Origin of the sequence: Selenomonas sp. GACV-9, from assembly GCA_900116485.1 — a bacterium.
Taxonomy (GTDB): domain Bacteria; phylum Bacillota; class Negativicutes; order Selenomonadales; family Selenomonadaceae; genus Selenomonas_A; species Selenomonas_A ruminantium_G.
This window is the reverse complement of record FPAX01000016.1, coordinates 16,660-36,902: the sequence shown is the minus strand read 5'-3', so window position 1 is coordinate 36,902 and position 20,243 is coordinate 16,660. Positions and strand designations below refer to the sequence as shown.

The 20,243-nt window shown below is 54.6% G+C and carries 23 protein-coding genes; all 23 read left to right on the top strand.

Annotated features, from left to right (window positions below):
• Positions 1-73: 73 nt before the first annotated feature.
• The 23 genes from hrcA (at position 74) to BM322_RS11010 (ending at position 20,237) form a co-directional block, all read left to right on the top strand.
• The gene (gene hrcA / locus BM322_RS11115) at positions 74-1,108 is read left to right on the top strand and encodes a heat-inducible transcriptional repressor HrcA (protein WP_075430460.1); all 1,035 of its coding nucleotides are present in this window, start codon (positions 74-76) and stop codon (positions 1,106-1,108) included.
• 65 nt (positions 1,109-1,173) lie between these two features.
• The gene (gene grpE, locus BM322_RS11110; protein WP_075430458.1) at positions 1,174-1,779 is read left to right on the top strand and encodes a nucleotide exchange factor GrpE; all 606 of its coding nucleotides are present in this window, start codon (positions 1,174-1,176) and stop codon (positions 1,777-1,779) included.
• Between the two features lie 59 nt (positions 1,780-1,838).
• Positions 1,839-3,695, top strand: a complete 1,857-nt coding sequence (gene dnaK, locus BM322_RS11105) for a molecular chaperone DnaK (RefSeq protein ID WP_075430457.1) — start codon at positions 1,839-1,841, stop codon at positions 3,693-3,695.
• A gap of 71 nt (positions 3,696-3,766) precedes the next feature.
• On the top strand, positions 3,767-4,921 hold the full coding sequence (dnaJ, locus tag BM322_RS11100; protein WP_075430455.1) for a molecular chaperone DnaJ: 1,155 nt from the start codon (positions 3,767-3,769) through the stop codon (positions 4,919-4,921).
• 116 nt (positions 4,922-5,037) lie between these two features.
• Positions 5,038-5,985 carry a 50S ribosomal protein L11 methyltransferase gene (gene prmA, locus BM322_RS11095; protein WP_075430453.1) on the top strand — a complete coding sequence of 316 codons (948 nt, stop codon included), beginning with the start codon at positions 5,038-5,040 and terminating at the stop codon, positions 5,983-5,985.
• Positions 5,985-6,725, top strand: coding sequence for a 16S rRNA (uracil(1498)-N(3))-methyltransferase (locus BM322_RS11090; RefSeq protein ID WP_075430451.1), 741 nt, complete (start codon positions 5,985-5,987; stop codon positions 6,723-6,725). Before prmA ends, BM322_RS11090 begins: the two co-directional genes overlap by 1 nt.
• Positions 6,726-6,746: 21 nt before the next feature.
• Positions 6,747-8,051, top strand: a complete 1,305-nt coding sequence (gene mtaB, locus BM322_RS11085) for a tRNA (N(6)-L-threonylcarbamoyladenosine(37)-C(2))-methylthiotransferase MtaB (RefSeq protein ID WP_075430449.1) — start codon at positions 6,747-6,749, stop codon at positions 8,049-8,051.
• Positions 8,052-8,170: 119 nt separating this feature from the next.
• Positions 8,171-8,518: a histidine triad nucleotide-binding protein gene (locus BM322_RS11080; RefSeq protein ID WP_075430447.1), complete on the top strand. Its 348-nt coding sequence runs from the start codon at positions 8,171-8,173 to the stop codon at positions 8,516-8,518.
• A gap of 110 nt (positions 8,519-8,628) precedes the next feature.
• Entirely contained in the window at positions 8,629-8,811 is a 183-nt protein-coding gene (gene rpsU, locus BM322_RS11075) for a 30S ribosomal protein S21 (RefSeq protein ID WP_033170151.1), read from the top strand.
• A gap of 75 nt (positions 8,812-8,886) precedes the next feature.
• Positions 8,887-9,333 (top strand): GatB/YqeY domain-containing protein, encoded by a 447-nt coding sequence (locus BM322_RS11070; protein WP_075430445.1) that lies wholly within the window; start codon positions 8,887-8,889, stop codon positions 9,331-9,333.
• Positions 9,334-9,453: 120 nt separating this feature from the next.
• Complete coding sequence (locus tag BM322_RS11065; protein ID WP_075430443.1) at positions 9,454-10,083, top strand: NfeD family protein; 630 nt, start codon at positions 9,454-9,456, stop codon at positions 10,081-10,083.
• A gap of 30 nt (positions 10,084-10,113) precedes the next feature.
• Positions 10,114-11,115, top strand: a complete 1,002-nt coding sequence (floA, locus tag BM322_RS11060; RefSeq protein ID WP_075430441.1) for a flotillin-like protein FloA — start codon at positions 10,114-10,116, stop codon at positions 11,113-11,115.
• Between the two features lie 10 nt (positions 11,116-11,125).
• A complete protein-coding gene (locus BM322_RS11055; RefSeq protein WP_075430440.1) occupies positions 11,126-11,635 on the top strand; it encodes a hypothetical protein in 510 nt (169 codons plus the stop codon).
• Between the two features lie 110 nt (positions 11,636-11,745).
• Complete coding sequence (locus BM322_RS11050) at positions 11,746-12,705, top strand: polyprenyl synthetase family protein (protein ID WP_177220871.1); 960 nt, start codon at positions 11,746-11,748, stop codon at positions 12,703-12,705.
• Positions 12,706-12,756: 51 nt separating this feature from the next.
• The gene (locus BM322_RS11045) at positions 12,757-13,185 is read left to right on the top strand and encodes a twin-arginine translocase TatA/TatE family subunit (protein ID WP_075430438.1); all 429 of its coding nucleotides are present in this window, start codon (positions 12,757-12,759) and stop codon (positions 13,183-13,185) included.
• 172 nt (positions 13,186-13,357) lie between these two features.
• Positions 13,358-13,579 carry a twin-arginine translocase TatA/TatE family subunit gene (locus BM322_RS11040; protein ID WP_075430437.1) on the top strand — a complete coding sequence of 74 codons (222 nt, stop codon included), beginning with the start codon at positions 13,358-13,360 and terminating at the stop codon, positions 13,577-13,579.
• A gap of 15 nt (positions 13,580-13,594) precedes the next feature.
• Positions 13,595-14,374 (top strand): twin-arginine translocase subunit TatC, encoded by a 780-nt coding sequence (tatC, locus tag BM322_RS11035; protein ID WP_075430435.1) that lies wholly within the window; start codon positions 13,595-13,597, stop codon positions 14,372-14,374.
• A 25-nt stretch (positions 14,375-14,399) separates the two neighbouring features.
• On the top strand, positions 14,400-15,860 hold the full coding sequence (locus BM322_RS11030) for a menaquinone biosynthesis decarboxylase (RefSeq protein ID WP_074514318.1): 1,461 nt from the start codon (positions 14,400-14,402) through the stop codon (positions 15,858-15,860).
• Positions 15,857-16,705: a 4-hydroxybenzoate octaprenyltransferase gene (locus tag BM322_RS11025; protein WP_082334472.1), complete on the top strand. Its 849-nt coding sequence runs from the start codon at positions 15,857-15,859 to the stop codon at positions 16,703-16,705. The genes BM322_RS11030 and BM322_RS11025 overlap by 4 nt, the downstream gene beginning before the upstream one ends.
• Positions 16,706-16,728: 23 nt before the next feature.
• Positions 16,729-17,592 (top strand): bifunctional methylenetetrahydrofolate dehydrogenase/methenyltetrahydrofolate cyclohydrolase FolD, encoded by an 864-nt coding sequence (folD, locus tag BM322_RS11020; RefSeq protein ID WP_075430431.1) that lies wholly within the window; start codon positions 16,729-16,731, stop codon positions 17,590-17,592.
• Positions 17,593-17,639: 47 nt separating this feature from the next.
• On the top strand, positions 17,640-19,307 hold the full coding sequence (locus BM322_RS11015) for a formate--tetrahydrofolate ligase (protein WP_075430430.1): 1,668 nt from the start codon (positions 17,640-17,642) through the stop codon (positions 19,305-19,307).
• Positions 19,282-19,497, top strand: coding sequence for a hypothetical protein (locus tag BM322_RS13455; RefSeq protein WP_143102235.1), 216 nt, complete (start codon positions 19,282-19,284; stop codon positions 19,495-19,497). The genes BM322_RS11015 and BM322_RS13455 overlap by 26 nt, the downstream gene beginning before the upstream one ends.
• Positions 19,494-20,237, top strand: coding sequence for a methylenetetrahydrofolate reductase (locus tag BM322_RS11010; protein WP_075430429.1), 744 nt, complete (start codon positions 19,494-19,496; stop codon positions 20,235-20,237). The genes BM322_RS13455 and BM322_RS11010 overlap by 4 nt, the downstream gene beginning before the upstream one ends.
• Positions 20,238-20,243 lie beyond the last annotated feature (6 nt).

The window sequence follows — 20,243 nt, the reverse complement described above, 5'->3', positions numbered from 1 at the left end:
TAATAGATTCGAAGTTAGCACTCATTGCTGTTGAGTGCTAACAGCGAAAGTGAATAAGGGAGGAGGGATGCAGATGCCCGAGCAGATTGACGAGCGCAAGCAGCGGGTGTTGAAGGCAATCATCGATGACTATATCGAGACAGCTGAACCTGTTGGCTCGCGAACCTTGGCCAGAAAGCATGACCTTGGTGTCAGTCCGGCGACAATCCGCAATGAGATGGCGGATCTCGAGATGCTTGGTTATCTTGAGCATCTGCATACTTCTTCCGGACGGGTGCCATCGTCGAAGGGCTATCGGTTCTATGTGGACGGATTGATTCCGCCCCAGCCGGTCAGTGCTGAGGAAAAGGCCCGCATTGACCGCTGGTATCAATCGCGGGTCAAGCGCATCGAAGAGGTTTTTCAGGAGACTGCGCATATCATTTCGCAGGTGACGAAAAACGTTTCGCTAGTGCTGGCTCCGCAGGTCACACAGGCCAAGTTCCGCTGCCTGCAGTTCCTGCCGCTCGATGACCGCCGCGTCATCACGGTGCTCATGACTGATGCTGGTTTCATCGAGAACAAGATCCTCGAGATGCCGGACGGCTCAGTCTTTGAAGACTTCCAGCGCATGGCCAAGGTCATCAACGCGAACCTTGCCGGCCATTCGCTGCACACGATTGAGCACCATTCACTGGCGCAGATACAGGACGAGATACAGGATCAGATGCTTTACGAGTCGGCGCTGGAAATCATCCATCGCGCACTTGATTCGGGCAAGCATGAGCGGCTGTATCTTGGCGGTACGACGCAGCTGTTGAGCCAGCCGGAGTTCCACGATGTGGAAAAGGTCAAGGAAATGCTCCTGATGCTTGAGGAAGAAGAACTCATGAAGGATATCCTGCATGCTCATATGGGCGATGGCCTGGAGGTCACGATCGGGCAGGAGAATGAGGATCAGCACTTCAAGGACAGCAGCATCATCACGGCGACCTATCATCTCGATGGCGAGCTGCTGGGCACGATTGCCGTGCTGGGGCCGACCCGTATGGAGTATGCCAAGGCCATGAGCTTGCTGGAGTACATGAATACGAATCTTACCGATGTCATCAAACGCTTTCACTGGTAGAACCTGCTGGTGCTTAGCAAGATAATATATCCCCTTTGAAAGAGGTGAAGAAATTGCCATCATTCATGAAAGATGAATTGAAAAAGAAAGATGAGCAGAAACTTGACGAGATGCAGCAGGAAATCGATCAGGCAGCTATGGCTGAAGAGGAAGCTGACGCAGAAGACGCCAAAGAGGCAGAGGATGCCGGTGCAGACGAAGAGGCTTCGTCCGCTGATGAGGCTCAGCAGCAGGTAGAGAAGCTGGAGGCTGAGCTCAAAGAGCAGACGGACCGCGCGCTGCGCCTGCAGGCAGACTTCGAGAACTTCCGCCGCCGCACGAGCAAGGAAAAAGAAGAACTTGCCGCTGTGGTGACCCAGGGTATCCTCAAGGATATGCTGCCGCTTTTGGATAACTTCGAGCGCGCTATGGCTGCTGAGGCCAAAGACGGCGAGGCGTTCCAGAAGGGCGTGGAGATGATCTTCACGCAGTTTGGTGAAGTGCTCAAGAAGAACGGGCTTGAGAAGATCGAGACCGAGGGGCAGAAATTCGACCCGAACTTCCATCAGGCCGTCATGCGTGTCCAGAATGAGGAGCTCGAGGACGATGATATCGCCCAGGAGCTCCAGAAGGGCTACATGGTCAAGGGCTGGGTAATCCGCCCGAGCATGGTACAGGTCGTAGCCAACTAAAAGGGTAACGAAGTTTTATTTCCCATAGATTGCAAGATGATTTTTAGGAGGATTTCAAGATGTCTAAAGTTATTGGTATTGACTTAGGTACGACGAACTCCGTTGTATCTGTTATGGAAGGCGGCGAGCCGACGGTCATCACGAACCCGGAAGGCAGCCGTATCACCCCGTCCGTTGTCGGTTTCACGAAAGACGGTCAGCGTCTTGTTGGCCAGCTGGCAAAACGCCAGGCTGTATCCAACCCGGATCGCACGATCGCATCGATCAAACGCCATATGGGCGAGTCCGACTACAAGGTAACGGTTGACGACAAGAGCTATACGCCGCAGGAAATCTCGGCTATGGTCCTGCAGAAGCTCAAGGCTGATGCGGAGGCATACCTCGGTGAGACGGTCAGCCAGGCTGTCATCACGGTTCCGGCTTACTTCAACGACAGCCAGCGCCAGGCTACGAAAGACGCTGGTAAGATTGCCGGCCTCGAGGTACTGCGTATCATCAACGAACCGACGGCTGCAGCTCTGGCTTATGGCCTCGATAAAGATGATGATGAGACGATCCTCGTATTCGACCTTGGCGGTGGTACGTTCGATGTCTCGATTCTCGAGCTCTCGAGCGGCACGTTCGAGGTCCTCGCTACGAATGGTGATACGCACCTCGGCGGCGATGACTTTGACCAGGCTGTCATGGACTGGATGGTTGAGGAGTTCAAGAAGGAGAACAATATCGACCTGTCCCAGGACAAGATGGCAGCTCAGCGCCTCAAAGAAGCAGCTGAGAAAGCTAAGATCGAGCTTTCCAGCATGACCCAGACGAACATCAACCTGCCGTTCATCACGGCTGATGCTACGGGCCCGAAACATCTCGACCTCACGCTGTCCCGTGCTAAGTTCGATGAGCTCACCAGCAGCCTCGTTGAGCGCACGATGGAGCCGACTCGCAAGGCGATGGCTGATGCTGACCTTTCCGGCAGCGATATCAACAAGATCATCCTCGTTGGTGGTTCTTCCCGTATTCCGGCTGTCCAGGAAGCTATCCGCAAGTTCCTGGCTAAAGAGCCGTCGAAGGGTGTCAACCCGGACGAGTGCGTATCTGTCGGTGCTGCTATCCAGGGCGGTGTCCTGGTCGGCGAGGTCAAGGACGTACTGCTCCTCGATGTAACGCCGCTGTCCCTCGGTATCGAGACCCTGGGCGGTGTCTGCACGAAGATCATCGAGCGCAACACGACAATCCCGACGCACAAGAGCCAGGTATTCTCCACGGCTGCTGACAACCAGCCGTCCGTTGATATCCATGTCCTGCAGGGTGAGCGTGAGATGGCTGCCGGCAACAAGACGCTGGGCCGTTTCGAGCTCTCCGATATCCCGCCAGCTCCGCGTGGGGTTCCGAAGATCGAGGTTTCCTTCGATATCGATGCCAACGGTATCGTGCATGTATCCGCTAAGGATCTCGGCACGGGCAAAGAGCAGAAGATCACGATCCAGTCTGATGGCGGCATGACCAAGGAAGATATCGACCGCATGGTCAAAGAGGCTGAGGCACATGCAGCTGAGGATAAGAAGCAGAAAGAGGCCATCGACGTCAAGAACCAGGCTGACAGCTTCGTCTACCAGGCTGAAAAGACCATCAAGGATCTCGGCGACAAGGCTGACAAGGCTCAGGTTGCCAAGGTTCAGGAAGGTGTCGACAAGGTAAAAGAGGCTCTGAAGAGCAATGATACTGAGACGATCAAGAAGGCTATGGAAGAGGCTCAGAAGCCACTCTATGAGATGAGCGCAGCTGCTTATCAGCAGGCTCAGGCTGCCGGTGCTGCTCAGGGCGCTGAGGGTGCTCAGCAGGCTGGTGCTCAGCAGGATGCCAAGAATGACGACGATGTAGTCGATGCAGAGTATACGGAAGTCAAAGACGATAAGAAATAATCAGCGATTTTGATGGATGGATTGTTGGGAGCCTGCGGGCTCCCAACAATTATATTTAAGGATGGTGCAACGTGAGCGATAAACGCGATTATTATGAGGTGCTGGGCGTCGACAAGGGCGCATCGGCAGCGGAGATCAAGAAGGCCTATAAGAAGATGGCCCGCAAATATCATCCGGACCTCAACCGCGATGATCCGAAGACTGCCGAGGAGAAATTCAAGGAAGTCAACGAGGCCTACGATGTCCTCAAGGACCCGCAGAAAAAAGCCCAGTACGACCAGTTCGGTCATGCTGCCTTTGAAGGCGGCATGGGCGGTGGCGGCGGCTTTGGCGGTTTCGGCCAGGGTGGCTTTGGCGGCTTCGGTGGCGGCGGTATGGATGACATATTCGATATGTTCTTCGGCGGTGGCGGCCGGCGCCAGTCGCGCGGCCCGCAGCCACAGCGCGGCAGCGACCTGCGCTATGATCTTGAGATTACCTTTGAGGAAGCGGCCTTCGGCAAGAAGGTCGAGCTCAATATCCCGCGTACGGATGAATGCAGTGCCTGCCATGGTACGGGAGCTGCACCGGGCACCAGTCCGGAGACTTGCCCGGACTGCGGTGGTACGGGTACCCGCCAGACGGTGCAGAATACGCCGTTCGGCCGCATGGTCAACCAGACGACCTGCGGACGCTGCCACGGCACGGGCAAGATCGTCAAGAATCCTTGCAGTGAATGTCATGGCACAGGCCGCAAGAAGGTGACGAGCAAGATTGAAGTCAGCATCCCGAAGGGAATCGACAACGGTCAGCGCGTGCGCGTGCGCGGCGGCGGCGAGGCTGGTACGCTCGGTGGCGGCAAGGGCGATCTTTATGTCTATGTATTCATCAAGCCGCATAAGATCTTCCAACGTCAGGGCAACGATGTCATTGTCGAGGTGCCGGTATCGTTTGTGCAGGCAGCCCTTGGCGACAAGATCCAGGTGCCGACTATCGATGGCACCGTCGAGGTCAAGGTGCCGGCCGGCACGCAGTCGGGCAAGATCCTGCGCCTGCGTGAGAAGGGCATCCCGCATCTGCGCGGCACGGGCCGTGGCGACGAGCATGTCGTCATCAAGGTGCTGACGCCGCAGAACCTCAACCAGCGCCAGAAAGAGCTCCTCAAGGAGTTCGGCGAGATCAGCGGCGACAAGGTCAATCCGGAGCAGAAGAGCTTCCTGGACAACCTTAAGAATCTGTTCAAGTAAGATAGAGCCTTCCTTCCAGGAAGGCTTTTTCTGTGAGCTTTTCCCTTGTATTTTTCAGTAGTAGACCGTATAATAGACACATTATGTATTAATGTACGGTAAAGGAGCGATGCGTTTTGAAATGGGCAGAGGTCAGTATCCAGACGACCCATGAAGCGACGGATGTGGTGGCAGAGATCTATCACGACATCGGGGCACAGGGCGTTGTCATCGAAGATCCCGAACTTCTCAACAATTACATCGATTCGGGCATGTGGGATTTCAGCGAGATCAAGCGTGCCGAACAGACGGAAATCGTTACGGTCAAGGCTTATCTGCCCATGGATGAAGATCTTGATAGCAGGCTGCGTGATTTTGAGCAGCGTATCAAGGCATTCCGCGAAGTGGAAGGCGATGGCATGAGCAAAGGATCATGCGCGATATCCTGGAAATCGGTACAGGATGAGGATTGGTCGGATAACTGGAAGAAGTATTTCCATCCCGAAAAGGTTGGCGGCATGATCGTCATCAAGCCGACCTGGGAGGATTATACGGCAAGTCCTGACGATATCGTCATTGAGCTTGATCCAGGTGCGGCTTTCGGTACTGGTACGCATCCGACGACGGCCATGTGCATCCGCGAGCTCGAGAAACTCGTGCGCGGCGGCATGCGGGTATTCGATGTCGGCACGGGCTCAGGCGTGCTGTCGATCGCAGCGGCCAAACTTGGTGCGGCTGACGTCACGGCTATGGATTATGACCGCACGGCAGTCAATGTGGCGGCTGAGAATATCCGGGAAAACCATGTCGAAGACGTCGTCAAGACGGGCATCAGCGATATCCTGAAGTCCTTTGAAGGCAAGGCAGATCTCATCGTTGCCAATATCATTGCCGACATCATCATCCGGCTGTTTGAAGAGCTGGACGAGCATCTGGCTGAGGGTGGCAAGCTGCTGGCTTCGGGCATCATCACCGAGCGTGTGGCCGATGTGACTGAGGCCTGCCTGGCGCATGGATTCGTGGTTGACAAGGTCATCGAGGAAAAGGGATGGGCTGCTATGGTCATCAGCCGTGGTGATGCGTAATGAGACGGCTTTTCTACAAGGGGCTGCTGGCCGATACCATTGAGATCACGGGAAGTGATGCGCATCACCTCATGCATGTGATGCGCGCGAAAGCTGGGCAGGAGATTCTCATCGTCGATGATGAGAACCAGGTTGCTCGCATGGAAATGACGGCTTTTCGCGAAGATGCGGTGACGCTGGTACTCAAGGAGCGGCTGGAAGCCGATACCGAGTCGCCCATCGAGCTCGTACTTGCCCAGTGCCTGCTGAAGGCCGACAAGATGGATATGGTCGTGCAGAAGGCGGTAGAGCTCGGGGCTGTCGGGGTGATTCCCGTGCGCAGCCAGAATTGCGTCGTGCGCTATGATGACAAAAAGGCTGCGGCCAGGCAGCAGCGCTGGCAGAAGATTGCCGACGAGGCTGCCAAGCAGTGCGGCCGTACAGCGCTGCTTAGTGTTGCGCCCGTGACGGATATCAAGGCTATGCTGCTGGCAGAAAAAGAGGAAGAGGACAGTGCACTGGTATTCTTCTATGAGAACGAGAGCGAGCAGACTGTCAAGGAATACCTGCGTGAGGTGAAAGCCAAGCGCATCGTGCTGCTGGTGGGGCCTGAGGGAGGATTTTCCCTTGCCGAGGCAGAGGCTGTTGCGGCAGCAGGCGGCCGCAGCGTGACATTGGGGCCTCGCATCCTGCGCGCTGAGACGGCAGCGCTGGCGGCACTTGCAGTCGTACAGTATGAAAATGGCGATTTAGGAAGCTGAACGAGGAGAGGAAGGAATACATTGCCAAAGGTGGCATTAACAACACTGGGCTGTAAGGTCAACCAGTTTGAAACGGAAACAATGGAAGGCCTGTTCAAGCAGAAGGGCTATGAAATCGTGCCCTTCGAGGAAAAAGCAGACTTCTATGTCATAAATACCTGCTCGGTCACGAGCCTTGGCGACCGCAAGTCGCGGCAGATCATCCGCCGGGCGCAGCGCCAGAACGAGCAGGCAATTATCGCGGTTTGCGGCTGCTATTCGCAGGTGCATCCGGAGGAAATCAAGGCAATCGAGGGCGTGCGGGTCGTGCTGGGCACGAAGGAGCGCGCACAGATTGTCGAGCTTGTCGAGCAGGCAGCTCGTGAAGACGGCATCATCGATGAAGTCGGCAACATCATGGAGGCACGCGATTTTGAAGATATCCCGCTCTATGATATGCCGCAGCGGACGCGGGCATTCCTCAAGATTGAGGATGGCTGCCAGAATTTCTGCTCGTACTGCATCATTCCCTATGCACGCGGGCCAGTCAAGTCGCGTCATCTCGATAAGATCCATGCGGAGGCGAAGAAGCTTGTTGCAGCAGGATTCAAGGAAATCGTGCTGACGGGCATCCATCTGGGGGCTTATGGCCGTGACCTTACGGAGGAGGTCACCCTTGCCGATGCCTGCCGAGAGGTGCTCAAAGTCGAGGGGCTCAAGCGCTTGCGCCTTGGTTCTCTCGAATCGATCGAGCTCTCGCCGGATCTCTTTGAGCTGATCCGCAGTGATGAGCGTTTCTGTGCGCATCTGCATCTGCCGTTGCAGGCTGGTTCAGACTCCGTGCTCAAGGACATGAACCGCCATTATGATACGGCGGAATTTGCCCGCCTTATCGAGCACGTGGAACGTGAAGTGCCAGGCGTAGCTGTGTCCACGGATATCATCGTCGGTTTCCCTGGCGAGACGGAGGAGCAGTTCCAGCAGGGGCTGGCGTTTGTCGACAAGATGAACTTCTCCCGCATGCATGTATTCCCGTATTCGCGCCGCAGCGGTACGCCAGCGGCCGAACGCAAGGATCAGATTCCGGAGCCGGTCAAGAAGGAGCGGGCGCAGCGCATGCAGAAACTGGCAGCCCATAAGACGGAAATGTTCCATGAGATGTTCCTCGGCAAGACGATGCGCGTGCTGTTTGAGACGAATACCGATGGCATCACCGATGGCCTGACGGATAACTATATCCGCGTCTATACGGAAGATGAGGTCGTCTGTGGTGAACTCTATGAAGTGCAGCTTGAGCGGCTTTATCGCGATGGTGTTTGGGGCAAAGTTGTGGCACCGGTAAAATAATTTTATTTCTTAGCAGGGAATTCGCGATTGTTAGCGAATTACTATAAAAGTATCGTGTTTGTGGTTGTTTTTGACAATCCCTCACGCATAGAGCAAATACAGCAAAGGAGGTGTTAAAGATGGCAGATTGTATTTTTTGCAAGATTGCTCAGAAGGAAATCCCTTCGAGTCTTGTTTACGAGGATGAGCAGGTGGTAGCATTCAAGGACCTTGAGCCGCAGGCTCCGGTTCATGTGCTGGTCATTCCGAAGAAGCACGTGGAAAGTGTTCTGGCCCTTACAGCTGAGGATAAAGAGATGGTTTCGCATATCCTGGCCGATGTGGTGCCGCAGCTGGCCCGTGAGCTCGGTGTAGACGAGAAAGGTTTCCGTGTCGTCACGAATACGGGAGCTGAAGGTGGCCAGAGCGTCAAGCATCTGCATTTCCACCTCTTGGGCGGTCGTTCCATGCAGTGGCCGCCGGGCTGATAAGTCTTGCGATTATGTGTTGACATGACTTGCTCCGCTGATGTATAATTGTGTGGTGTAGTTATGAAAACACAAAACTCCCAAGTTAAGTGGAGGGGGGGAAATAATAGATGGCAAACGAAATCAAAGTTGGTAAAAACGAATCGATCGATAGTGCTCTCCGCCGCTTCAAGCGTATGTCCCAGAAAGCTGGCACGCTGGCTGAAGTGAGAAAACGTGAACATTACGAGAAACCGAGCGTTCGCCGCAAGAAGAAATCTGAGGCAGCTCGTAAACGCAAGTTCCGCGGTTAATCCTTGGATGATTTGCGTGAGGCGCCTGCCCGTCGTGGCAGGCGCCTCATTTACTTATAGAAAGAAGGAATTGCTATGTCGCTGAAAGAACAGTTGACTAATGATATGAAAGAGGCCATGAAGTCTCATGATAAAGACCGCCTGGCTGTTATCCGCATGGTTCGCGGCGCTATCCGCCAGCAGGAAATCGATGGCCAGAAGGAACTGGGCGACGAGGATGTCATTGCCGTCATGAGCAAGGAAATCAAGATGCGCAAGGACTCCATCGAAGAGTTCAAGAAGGGCGGCCGTGAGGATCTCATCGCTAAGACCCAGGCTGAGATCGACGTGCTGATGCCGTATATGCCGGCACAGCTCTCGGAGGATAAGGTACGTGAGCTCGTCAAGGCCGCTGTGGCTGAGACGGGGGCAACGACGCCAAAAGATATGGGCAAAGTCATGGGCGTATTGATGCCGAAGGTCAAAGGCCGTGCCGATGGCAAAATGGTCAACACGATTGTCCGCAGCATGCTGCAGGGCTGATATGGTTTGGAGGAGCCTCTCCCGTCTTTGGATGGGAGAGGCTTTTTTGCGGCCATAGCCTATGAAGGAAGGTAATTTCTAATGATTGGCGAATATAATCAAAGATGGAGGTGATAGATCATGGATTTCGTGAGTATTCCAGTGCTGCAGGTCTTGCTGCTGGCCATCATGTTCCTGGCGGTCTTCGTGGAAATAAAGACCGGCGGGATGGGGGCCGGCATCCTGCTGGGCTTGGTTGCTGCTGGCGTATTCTGGGGCAGTCAGTACGTCAAAGGGCTCGTGAATCTTTATCAGATTGCCATTTTCCTTGCAGGCATTCTCTGTATCATCGTGGAGATGCTTATGCCGACAGTCGGCTTGCTGGCCGGTGTGGGCGTGGCGGCAATGCTTTACAGTGTCGTTCTGGCACTGGGGGGTGACATCAATGCGCTGTATGCCATGCTGATCGCATTCACAGCTGCTATCGTGCTCTTTGCCCTTATCGTGAAGCGGCTGCCATCGAGCCGGCTCTGGTCGCATGTGGTGCTCAAGGATCAGTCCCGGGCGAATCGCGGCTATGTGAGCTCGACGCCCAAGGACAACCTGTTGGGCAAGACCGGGGAGGTGCTCAGTGAGCTGCGTCCGGCGGGCTCGGCGCTCATTGACGGCGTGCCGGTCGATGTGGTATCTGAGGGCGTGTTCGTCGCAAAGGGCACTGCTGTCCGCGTTGTTGCTGTTGAGGGCAGCCGGGTGGTTGTGCGCAAGGTTTAAGCCCGTTGTTCATTTTTGTAGGAGGTTTATATGGCTGGATTAATTGGTTCTGGATTCTTTTTGGTATTATTGATTGCTTTTGTGATGATTTTCCTGCACTTTGTGCCGCTGGGGCTCTGGATTTCGGCGCTGGCTGCTGATGTGCGCGTAGGTATCATCACGCTGGTCGGCATGCGCATGCGTCGCGTGCCGCCGGCAAAGATCATCCTGCCGCTGATCAAGGCGAACAAGGCAGGTCTTGATGTGGTTGTCAATCAGCTGGAGGCACATTATCTGGCTGGTGGTAATGTCGATAAGGTCGTGGATGCCCTTATCGCTGCGCATCGGGCCCAGATCCCTCTGCCGTTTGAGCGTTCGGCAGCTATCGATCTGGCCGGTCGTGATGTGCTGGAGGCTGTGCAGATGAGCGTCAACCCGAAGGTCATCGAGACGCCGGTGGTTTCGGCGGTGGCCAAGAATGGTATCGAGCTCAAGATCAAAGCACGTGTCACGGTGCGTGCCAACATCGACCGCCTCGTCGGTGGTGCTGGTGAGCCGACCATCATCGCACGTGTTGGCGAGGGCATTGTCACGACTGTCGGCTCCTCTGATAGCCACAATGATGTGCTGGCCAACCCTGATGATATCTCGAAGACAGTCCTGGGCAAGGGGCTCGATGCCGGTACGGCATTTGAGATCCTGTCCATCGATATTGCCGATGTCGATGTGGGCCGCAATATCGGTGCTGAGCTGCAGACGGATCAGGCTGAGGCCGACAAGCGCATCGCGCAGGCTAAGGCTGAGGAGCGCCGGGCAATGGCTGTAGCCAAGGAGCAGGAGATGAAGGCTTACACCCAGGAAATGGAAGCCAAGGTCGTCGAGGCTCAGGCCGAAGTTCCGCATGCGATGGCTCAGGCATTGCGCGATGGCAAGCTCGGTGTCATGGATTATTACAACCTCAATAATGTCCAGGCGGATACCGATATGCGCAATGCCATAAGCAATGCTGGCGGGCAGGAGAAGAATCAGGCGCCTATAGCACCAGTAAAATAAGGAGGACATCATGGAAACCATCCTGATGATTGTCTTTTTTGCCTTGTTTGCCGTGCTTTCGGATAAGATGGGGAAAAAGCCCAAGGTGCCGCGGCGCCCGCAGCCAGGCAGCAAGCCGCCAGTGCCATGGCCCCAGGAAAAGGCAGAAAAAGCGTCACAGCAAGCAGGTAAACTGGGGTTCAAGATCCCGGAATTGCGCAATGCGCCTTCTGCAGGGACGCAAGGGTCTTCGTATGATGCGGAGGCTGCGCGGCGGCAGGCTGAGGAATACCGGGAACGGCTGGCGGCTGAGCAGCGGGAACTTGCTCATGCACGTGAGCGGGCGGTGCAGGAGGCAGCTATCCGGGCGGCGGAACAGGCCGAATATGAGCGTCAGGCCAAGGTGAGACCGCCAGTGCGCAATGCGCTGAAAGTGGGGAGACAGCTGCCGGTACTTACACCGGCGAATGCTCAGCAGGCTGTCGTTTTGGCGGAGATACTCGGCAAGCCAAAGGCTTATCGTAATAGATGTCATCGATAAATTTTATATAGTTTGACGATGACAAAAAAAGCGAAATGTAGTACAATACTATAATATATGCAACGAAACAAGAACGAGAGATTTTGTAGGTGATGAATGTGTCAAACCCCATGTTTGATGTAATCGAGGCAGAGCTGAAGGAGCTCAATGAGGGACTGATTGGGGCAGTTTCCTCGCCTGTGGACCTTGTAACAGAAATAGGAACACATCTGGTGACGGCAGGTGGCAAGCGCATTCGACCAGCACTTTGTTTGCTGGCTGCTCATGGCGGCCCGGCGTATAGCCTGGGACGTCTGTTGCCGTTGGCAGAGGCGTTGGAGCTTATTCATACGGCGTCGCTCGTGCATGATGATGTCATTGACGAAGCTGATACGCGCCGTGGCTGTATCACGGCAAATGCCAAATGGGATAATCAGATTGCTATCCTCAGTGGTGATTATATCTTTGCACGGGCGTTTGGTCTCATTGCTGATGGTGAGTATGGCAATTACGTATCCAAGCGTTTGGCTGATCTTGTCTGCAACCTGAGTGTCGGTGAGATCATCCAGAATCATACTGTCTATCAGGCTGTCAAGGATCTTGACAACTACTATGATCGGATTCAGAAGAAGACAGCAGATTTCTTGGAAATCTGCTGCGAGCTTGGTGCTTTCGTGGGCGGGCTGGCTAAAGATGATGTTCGTCGTCTGGCCGAATACGGCCACTGCATTGGCATGGCGTTCCAGATTACTGACGACTTGCTCGATATCCTGCAGACTTCGGAGAAAATTGGCAAGCCGGCTGGCAATGATATCCGGCAGGGAATCGTCACGCTGCCGGTTATCCAGGCGCTCAATGTGAGCCCTGATGCCGATGAGCTTGAGCGGATCGTGACAGATTCGGATATGACGGATGCGATGGTTGCACGGGCGCTGGAGATTGTCAAAGCAACCGATGGTGTTGAGGTGGCAATGGCCAAGGTGGATGAATATCTTGACCGGGCACGCAATGTGCTGCCTGAGAGCCTGGCCCCGGAGATCCGCGAGGCCTTTGTCATGGTGGCTGATTTCATCGGCAATCGTGATTTTTGATTGATAAGGGAATTTATGGCTCGATGAGCTGGAAATGTGGAGGAGTATATTATGTTTGGCATCGGTGTACCTGAGCTTATCCTGATTTTGGTTGTTGGCTTGATCGTCTTTGGGCCGGGCAAGCTGCCTGAAGTTGCCCGCTCCCTTGGCAAGGGCATCCGCGAGTTCAAGAAGGCGACGAATGTCTTGTCGCAGGCCATCAATGCGCCGGAACAGGCCCCTGTGCAGCAGCAGGCAGCGGCTCAGCCGCAGCAACCGGCCCAGCAGCAGGCTGCTGCTACGGCATCGCCGGCAGAAGCGCAGCCAGCAGCACCAGTCAATCCGGTGGCTGCGCAGCCGTATCCGGCCAATCAGCAGGCACCGACTGCTCCACAGGCAGCTGCAGCAGAGCAGCCGGCAGCTGCCCCGTCCTATCAGGCTCCGACGCAGGAGTCGGTACGTCAGCAGATCCAGGATCAAGCTGGCAAGAAAGCAGAATAAGTGAGTTAAGATATCAGGAACCATCACTGTCTTGGCAGTGATGGTTTTTGTTATATAGTCCATAAAGATTTCATATGATAGCTGGCATAAGTTTAATTGAGATTTTTATAGTTTTTCGATATAATAGAAACGAATAAGTATAGCCGCGTTAATGAATTGATTTTAGGAGGATATGTATATGTTTAGTCCATGGCAAGCTGGAATCGTAGTATTGATTGCGCTCGTTATCTTTGGGCCGAGCCGTCTGCCAGAAATCGGCAAAGCTCTCGGTAAGGGTATCCGTGAGTTCAAGTCAAGCGCTACGGGGGAAGAGGAGAAAAAAGAACAGCTGATGACCAATGTAACGGAGCAGCCGAAGGAACTGCCGCCGAAGTCTGATACGACAAAGCAGTAAGCCAGGTGGAGTTACATGGCAGAAGAGAAACAATATGAAGAGATAGCGGCGCCGAAGCCGCGCGGAGTCATTGAGCCGGGATCAGTGGAGTATGTCCAGGATGATGGCAGCATGTCGCTTGTTGCTCATCTGACGGAGCTTCGCAGCCGGCTCATCAAATGCCTGGTGGCAGTAGCGCTTGGCAGCTGTGTAGGGTATTACTTCATTGAAGATATCATGCATTACATTACCTTGCCGGCTGGTAAGCTCTACTATATGCAGCCTTCCGAGGCATTTTTCACGTATTTGAAGGTTGCCTGTGTGGCCGGATTCCTGCTGGCACTGCCAATCGTTTTCTGGCACGTCTGGCGCTTTTTCCTGCCGGCACTTACCCATAAGGAACGCGCTGTTCTCGGGCTTGTCGTGCCGACCTCGGTCATCCTGTTCTTTGCAGGACTGGCCTTTTCGTTTTTTCTGGTACTGCCGGCAGGTATCCGCTTCTTTATGGGATTCAACAGTGCGGAACTTGAGGCAATGTTTTCGGTCAATAAGTACTTTGATTTTGTCATCATGTTCGTGATGCCCTTCGGTTTCATCTTTGAACTGCCTCTTGTCATCACGATCATGGGCAAGATGGGAATCATAACTTCAGCTTTCCTGAAGAAGTACCAGCGCATCATCATTTTCCTGTCCTTCGTGGCAGGTGCATTGATCACGCCGACACCAGATATCTTCACGCAGTCGATGATTGCTCTGCCGATCATCGTGCTCTATGAGGTCGGCTACTTTATTGTTCGTTACGTCCTGCGCCGCTGAGGCAGGACTTTAGGGAGGAAATGTTTTGGCTTTTAAGGATTTACGGGAATTTATCGCGGAGCTCGAAAAACGCGGCCTGCTCAAGCGTATCCAGACGGAGGTAGACCCGGAACTGGAAATCACCGAAATCACGGATCGCGTGTCCAAGATGGAAGGCGATAAGAATGTGGCGCTGCTGTTCGAGAACGTCAAGGGCTCGAAGATGCCGGTGCTCATGAATGCCTTTGGCAGCTATGAGCGCATGGCGCTGGCACTGGGCGTGGAAAAACTCGATGATGTTGCCGATGAACTGCGCGAGATGATGAAGCTTCCGTATGTTTCATTGCAGAATAAGATGAGCGTTGTCACGATGATTCCGATGATCAAGCGCGCCATCAATTTCCCGAAATATGTGAAGAATGCACCGTGCCAGGAGGTTGTCGAGACGGAGAATCCGAATCTCGATGAGATCCCTATCCTCAAGTGCTGGCCGGACGATGGCGGTCCGTTTGTCACGTTGCCACTCGTATTTACGAAGAATCCGAAGACGGGCAAGCGCAATGTGGGCATGTATCGCCTGCAGAAGTACGACAGCCGCACGACGGGCATGCATTGGCATATCCATAAGAATGGTGCCGAGAACTTCCGCGATACGAAGGCACAGGGCGGCGACCGCATCGAGGCCGCTGTGGCTATCGGTACGGATCCGGTGGTGACCTATGCGGCGACGGCTCCGCTGCCACGGGATATCGATGAGATGGTCTTTGCCGGCTTCCTGCGTCATAAATCCGTCGAGATGGTCAAGTGCAAGACCGTGGATATCGAAGTACCAGCCAATGCGGAAATCATCCTCGAAGGCTATGTCATGACCGATGAAGTCCGCCGCGAGGGACCCTTTGGTGACCATACGGGCTATTATTCCCTGGCTGACGATTATCCGGTATTCCATATCACGGCTATCACGCACCGCAAGGACGCTATCTATTCGTCCACGGTTGTCGGCAAGCCACCGATGGAGGACTGCTATCTGGCAAAGGCTACGGAGCGCATCTTCCTGCCGCTGCTGCAGCAGATGCAGCCGGAAATCCTTGACATCAACATGCCGCTGGAAGGCGTATTCCATGACTGCTGCATCGTATCCATCAAGAAATCGTATCCGATGCAGGCGCGCAAGGTCATGCATGCGCTCTGGGGCATGGGACAGATGATGAACGTCAAGATGATCATCGTTGTCGACGCCCATGTCAATGTCCAGGATCTGAAGGAAGTCTGGTGGCGCGTCTACAATAACATCGACGCGAAACATGACCTGGAGATTGTGGAAGGCCCCCTCGATGTTCTCGATCATTCCTCGCCCATGGCGAAATGGGGTGCAAAACTCGGCATTGATGCCACGAAGACCTGGCCGGAAGAGGGCCATACCCGTGAGTGGCCGGAAGAGATCAGCATGTCTGAGGATATCCGCAAGAAGGTCGATGCCAAGTGGAAGGAGCTTGGTCTCGATTGATTAACATAAAAGCACATATCAATAACGTGGCGCTCCATCATACGATCTTCGATCTGCCCTTTGCCTTTATGGCAGCACTGCTGGCCGCCGGTGGACATCCATCGCTCCATGATTTGTTTTGGATTGCGGTAGCCATCACGACGGGAAGGGCAGCTGCACTGGCTATGGATAATCTGGCCGATGTCAAATATGACAGCCAGCAGCCGCGCATGCAGTATCGTGCCATGGTGCGGGGGGATATCTCTAAGCGGGAGGCCAGGGTTTTTATCGTGATCTGCCTGGCTTTGATGGTGGCAGCTGTGACCCAGCTTCACCCAATCTGCATTTATCTCTTGCCCATCGCCGCTGTTCCCTTTATGATCTATCCGTTCACGAAGCGCTTTACGGGCTGGTGTCACCTGTTCCTGGGCCTTGCCATCGGCATGGCGCCGGCAGGGGGATGGGTTGGTGTCAGCGGCCAGGTCACGGCGCCGATGGTGCTGCTCTGCATTGCTGTTGCGCTCTGGATTGGCGCCTTTGATGCCATGTATGGCGCCCAGGATGAGGCGTTTGACAAGAGTCAGGGCCTCCATTCCCTGGCAACGGAGTACGGGGCTGCGGGGGCCTTCAAGATTGCTGTCGCTTTGCATATCGTCTGCATTGCCTGCTTCTTTGCGGTGGGCGTGATGCTGCAGCTGTCTGCGCTGTATTACTTTGGGGTTGGCATTGCGGCAGGAACGCTGGTCTATCAGCATAAGATCGTGAGCCCCACGGATTTTTCCCGGGTCACGCAGCGCTATTTCATGCGCAATGGCATCGTATCGGTGGCGATTTGCGTATGTACCTGGCTTAGTTTTTATCTTTAATCCATTTATCTGGGAGGGACTCTATGTCAGCGAGAATTTTCGAAGGAAAAGTCTTTGCACAGCAGTTCAAGGAGGATGCCGGCCGCCGGGCCGAAGCCTTGCGGGAAAAATACGGTGTGAATCCGGGACTGGCCGTCATCATTGTCGGCAGCAATCCGGCGTCGCAGGTTTATGTCCGCAATAAGAATAAGTCCTGTGAGGCTTTGGGGATTTATTCGGAAGTGGTGGAGATGCCGGAGACGGCATCGAAACAGGAGCTTATCGCCAAGATTGATGAACTCAATCTCGATAAGCGCATCCATGGCATTTTGGTACAGCTGCCGCTTCCGGCACAGATTGCCAAAGACGAGGCGGAAATCCTCAACCGCATCGACCCGTCCAAGGACGTGGATGGATTCCATCCGGTCAACGTAGGACGGCTGGTAACTGGCGAGGATGGACTGGTTCCCTGTACGCCAGCAGGCTGTATCCGCATGCTGGAACTTGCTGACATTCCCCTAGATGGCAAGCGGGCAGTGGTCATCGGCCGCAGCAATATCGTGGGCAAGCCCATGCTGCACCTGCTGCTGGCCAAGAATGCCACGGTGACCATCTGCCATTCCCATACGGAGAACTTGGCGGAGATTACGCGGGAGGCGGATATCCTGGTGGCTGCTATTGGCAAGCCGAACTTTGTCACGGCGGATATGGTAAAACCGGGTGCCACCGTTATCGATGTCGGCATCAACCGCATTGCCCCGAAAAAACTTGTGGGTGATGTGGACTTTGAGGCTGTCAAGGAAGTGGCCGGAGCGATAACGCCAGTGCCGGGAGGTGTAGGACTCCTGACGGTGGCTATGCTCATGCAGAATGTTGTCAAGGCGGCCGAAAAGGCAGCCTGCAAATAAATAACCGAATATCTTTCACGGAAACAAACAGAGGAGAAGAAAGCCTAATGAAAACTGATGTGGAGATTGCTCAGGAAGCAGAGATGCAGGACATCCGGAAAATCGCCGAGAAACTGGAAATCTCGGAAGATGAACTGGAACTCTATGGCAAGTACAAGGCGAAAATCACGCTGGATGCCTGGCAGAAGGTCAAGGATCGTCCCAATGGTAAGCTGGTTCTCGTGACGGCCATCAATCCGACGCCGGCTGGGGAAGGCAAGACGACGACCAGTGTAGGGCTGGCCGATGCCCTCCATAAGCAGGGGAAGAAGGTGGCCGTTGCCTTGCGTGAACCGTCGCTTGGTCCTTGCTTTGGCCTCAAAGGCGGCGCCGCTGGTGGCGGTTATGCTCAGGTGGTACCGATGGAGGATATCAACCTGCACTTTACCGGGGACTTCCATGCGATTACGACGGCTCATAACCTACTGGCTGCTGTCATCGATAACCACATCCAGCAGGGGAATGTACTGGATATCGATGTGCGCCGAGTGGTTTGGAAACGCGTGCTGGACCTTAACGACCGCGCCCTGCGCCATGTGGTCATCGGCATGGGGGGCAAGGCACATGGCGTGCCCCGGGAGACTGGCTTTGATATCACGGTGGCCTCGGAGATGATGGCTATCCTGTGTCTGGCTTCGGGTCTTGAGGACATGAAAAAGCGCCTGGGAGAAATCGTCGTTGCCTATACCCGGGATGGCCGGGCTGTACGGGCCAAGGAGCTCAATGTAACGGGAGCTTTGACTCTGCTGTTCAAGGATGCCATCAAGCCGAATCTCGTGCAGACCCTTGAGGGAACGCCAGCCTTTATCCATGGCGGCCCCTTTGCTAATATCGCTCATGGCTGCAACAGCGTCATGGCGACGAAGTTTGCCCTGAAGTTTGCCGATTACGTAGTCACGGAGGCTGGATTCGGTGCGGACCTCGGTGCCGAGAAATTCCTCGACATCAAGTGTCGCTTTGCTGGCATCCATCCCGATGCGGTGGTAATCGTGGCGACGGTCCGCGCTCTCAAGATGCATGGCGGCCTGGATAAGAAAGAGCTTGACCATGTCGATATGGCAGCCCTTGAAAAAGGGCTAGCCAACCTTACCAAGCATATCGAAAACATCCAGAAGTTTGGCCTGCCGGCAGTGGTTGCCATCAATGCCTTCCCGACGGATACGAAGGAAGAACTGGACTTTGTCGAGAAGAAATGCAACGAGCTCGGTGCTGAGGTCGCTTTGTCGGAGGTCTGGGCCAAAGGCGGCGAAGGCGGCCTGAAACTGGCCGAAAAGGTCGAAGAGGCTTTTGGCAAGCAGAACGACTTCCATTTCATCTATGAGACGGAGCAGTCAATCCCAGAGAAGATCACGGCCATCGCACGGGAAATCTATGGTGCCGATGGTGTGGATTTCACGGCAGCTGCCAAGAAACAGCTGCAGGAAATCGAGACGCTGGGCTTTGACAAGATGCCGGTCTGCATGGCCAAAACCCAGTATTCCCTGTCGGATGATGCCACGAAACTTGGCCGTCCGGAAGGTTTCCGCATCACGGTGCGCGAGCTGCGCGTAGCTGCTGGTGCTGGCTTCATCGTCGCCTTGACGGGCAACATCCTTACGATGCCAGGCCTGCCGAAGAAACCGGCGGCTGAAAATATGGATATCGACGAAAATGGCAAAATCACGGGCCTTTTCTGAGAAGAGAACCGCATTTGACCGCTCGATTGACGGAAAGCGCATTGGGAATAATATCCCAATGCGCTTTATTTTATCATTGATTATATTTATGGCTGCCATTTGCAATCTACTTGCAAAATCCATAAAAAACCCTTACAATATGATTTATGTAATTCATAACCAAGAGGAAAAGTCTGGAGGCAGCCTATGAAACGTGTATCCGTTGAGCTCGTGCCGCGCGACGAAGAAACGCTGCGCGCGGAACTCGCGCTCTTGCAGCAGTATCAGGATAGGATTGACGTCATCAATATCCCCGATCTCCTGCGCTTTGAGACGCGCAGCTGGCAGGGGGCCGCGATGGCCAAGGAGTATTTCCCCAATGCCATGCCGCATATCCGGGCGATGGATATCAATCTTGAGGAAGAGCTGCCGATGAAGGACTATCTGCGCGAGCATGGTATCCGCGAGGTGCTGGTTATCGAAGGTGATCCGCCGCAGCGCATGACCCATGCGGTCTATCCGACGGAGAGCACCGATGTCATCCGCAAGTTCCGCGAGGAAATGCCGGAAGTCACGGTCTATGCCGGCATCGATCAGTACCGCAGTTCGATGCGTCATGAGCTTTACCGCATCCACCGCAAGGTCCAGGCTGGTGCCAAGGGCTTTTTCACCCAGCCGTTCTATGACAGGCGCTTGCTCGAGATATATGCTGACATGCTGTCTGGCCTGGAGGTGTATTGGGGGGTATCGCCGGTTATGAATGCGGGCTCGCAGAGCTATTGGGAGCGCAAGAACAATGTTGTCTTCCCGCAGGCTTTCGAGCCTAGCCTGGAGTGGAGCGTACAGTTCTCGCGCGAGGTCATGGAGCTGGCTGACAAGATGGACGCGAGCCTCTATCTGATGCCTATCCGCACGAATCTCGAGGAGTATTTGGCTGGTGTGTTCCGCTGAGCACGG

Coding starts and splice junctions, on each gene's coding strand:
- hrcA (WP_075430460.1), top strand. CDS start 74: ATGCCCGAGCAGATTGACGAGCGCAAGCAGCGGGTGTTGAAGGCAATC.
- grpE (WP_075430458.1), top strand. CDS start 1,174: ATGAAAGATGAATTGAAAAAGAAAGATGAGCAGAAACTTGACGAGATG.
- dnaK (WP_075430457.1), top strand. CDS start 1,839: ATGTCTAAAGTTATTGGTATTGACTTAGGTACGACGAACTCCGTTGTA.
- BM322_RS11090 (WP_075430451.1), top strand. CDS start 5,985: ATGAGACGGCTTTTCTACAAGGGGCTGCTGGCCGATACCATTGAGATC.
- BM322_RS11080 (WP_075430447.1), top strand. CDS start 8,171: ATGGCAGATTGTATTTTTTGCAAGATTGCTCAGAAGGAAATCCCTTCG.
- rpsU (WP_033170151.1), top strand. CDS start 8,629: ATGGCAAACGAAATCAAAGTTGGTAAAAACGAATCGATCGATAGTGCT.
- BM322_RS11070 (WP_075430445.1), top strand. CDS start 8,887: ATGTCGCTGAAAGAACAGTTGACTAATGATATGAAAGAGGCCATGAAG.
- BM322_RS11065 (WP_075430443.1), top strand. CDS start 9,454: ATGGATTTCGTGAGTATTCCAGTGCTGCAGGTCTTGCTGCTGGCCATC.
- floA (WP_075430441.1), top strand. CDS start 10,114: ATGGCTGGATTAATTGGTTCTGGATTCTTTTTGGTATTATTGATTGCT.
- BM322_RS11055 (WP_075430440.1), top strand. CDS start 11,126: ATGGAAACCATCCTGATGATTGTCTTTTTTGCCTTGTTTGCCGTGCTT.
- BM322_RS11050 (WP_177220871.1), top strand. CDS start 11,746: ATGTTTGATGTAATCGAGGCAGAGCTGAAGGAGCTCAATGAGGGACTG.
- BM322_RS11045 (WP_075430438.1), top strand. CDS start 12,757: ATGTTTGGCATCGGTGTACCTGAGCTTATCCTGATTTTGGTTGTTGGC.
- BM322_RS11040 (WP_075430437.1), top strand. CDS start 13,358: ATGTATATGTTTAGTCCATGGCAAGCTGGAATCGTAGTATTGATTGCG.
- tatC (WP_075430435.1), top strand. CDS start 13,595: ATGGCAGAAGAGAAACAATATGAAGAGATAGCGGCGCCGAAGCCGCGC.
- folD (WP_075430431.1), top strand. CDS start 16,729: ATGTCAGCGAGAATTTTCGAAGGAAAAGTCTTTGCACAGCAGTTCAAG.
- BM322_RS11015 (WP_075430430.1), top strand. CDS start 17,640: ATGAAAACTGATGTGGAGATTGCTCAGGAAGCAGAGATGCAGGACATC.
- BM322_RS13455 (WP_143102235.1), top strand. CDS start 19,282: ATGGCAAAATCACGGGCCTTTTCTGAGAAGAGAACCGCATTTGACCGC.
- BM322_RS11010 (WP_075430429.1), top strand. CDS start 19,494: ATGAAACGTGTATCCGTTGAGCTCGTGCCGCGCGACGAAGAAACGCTG.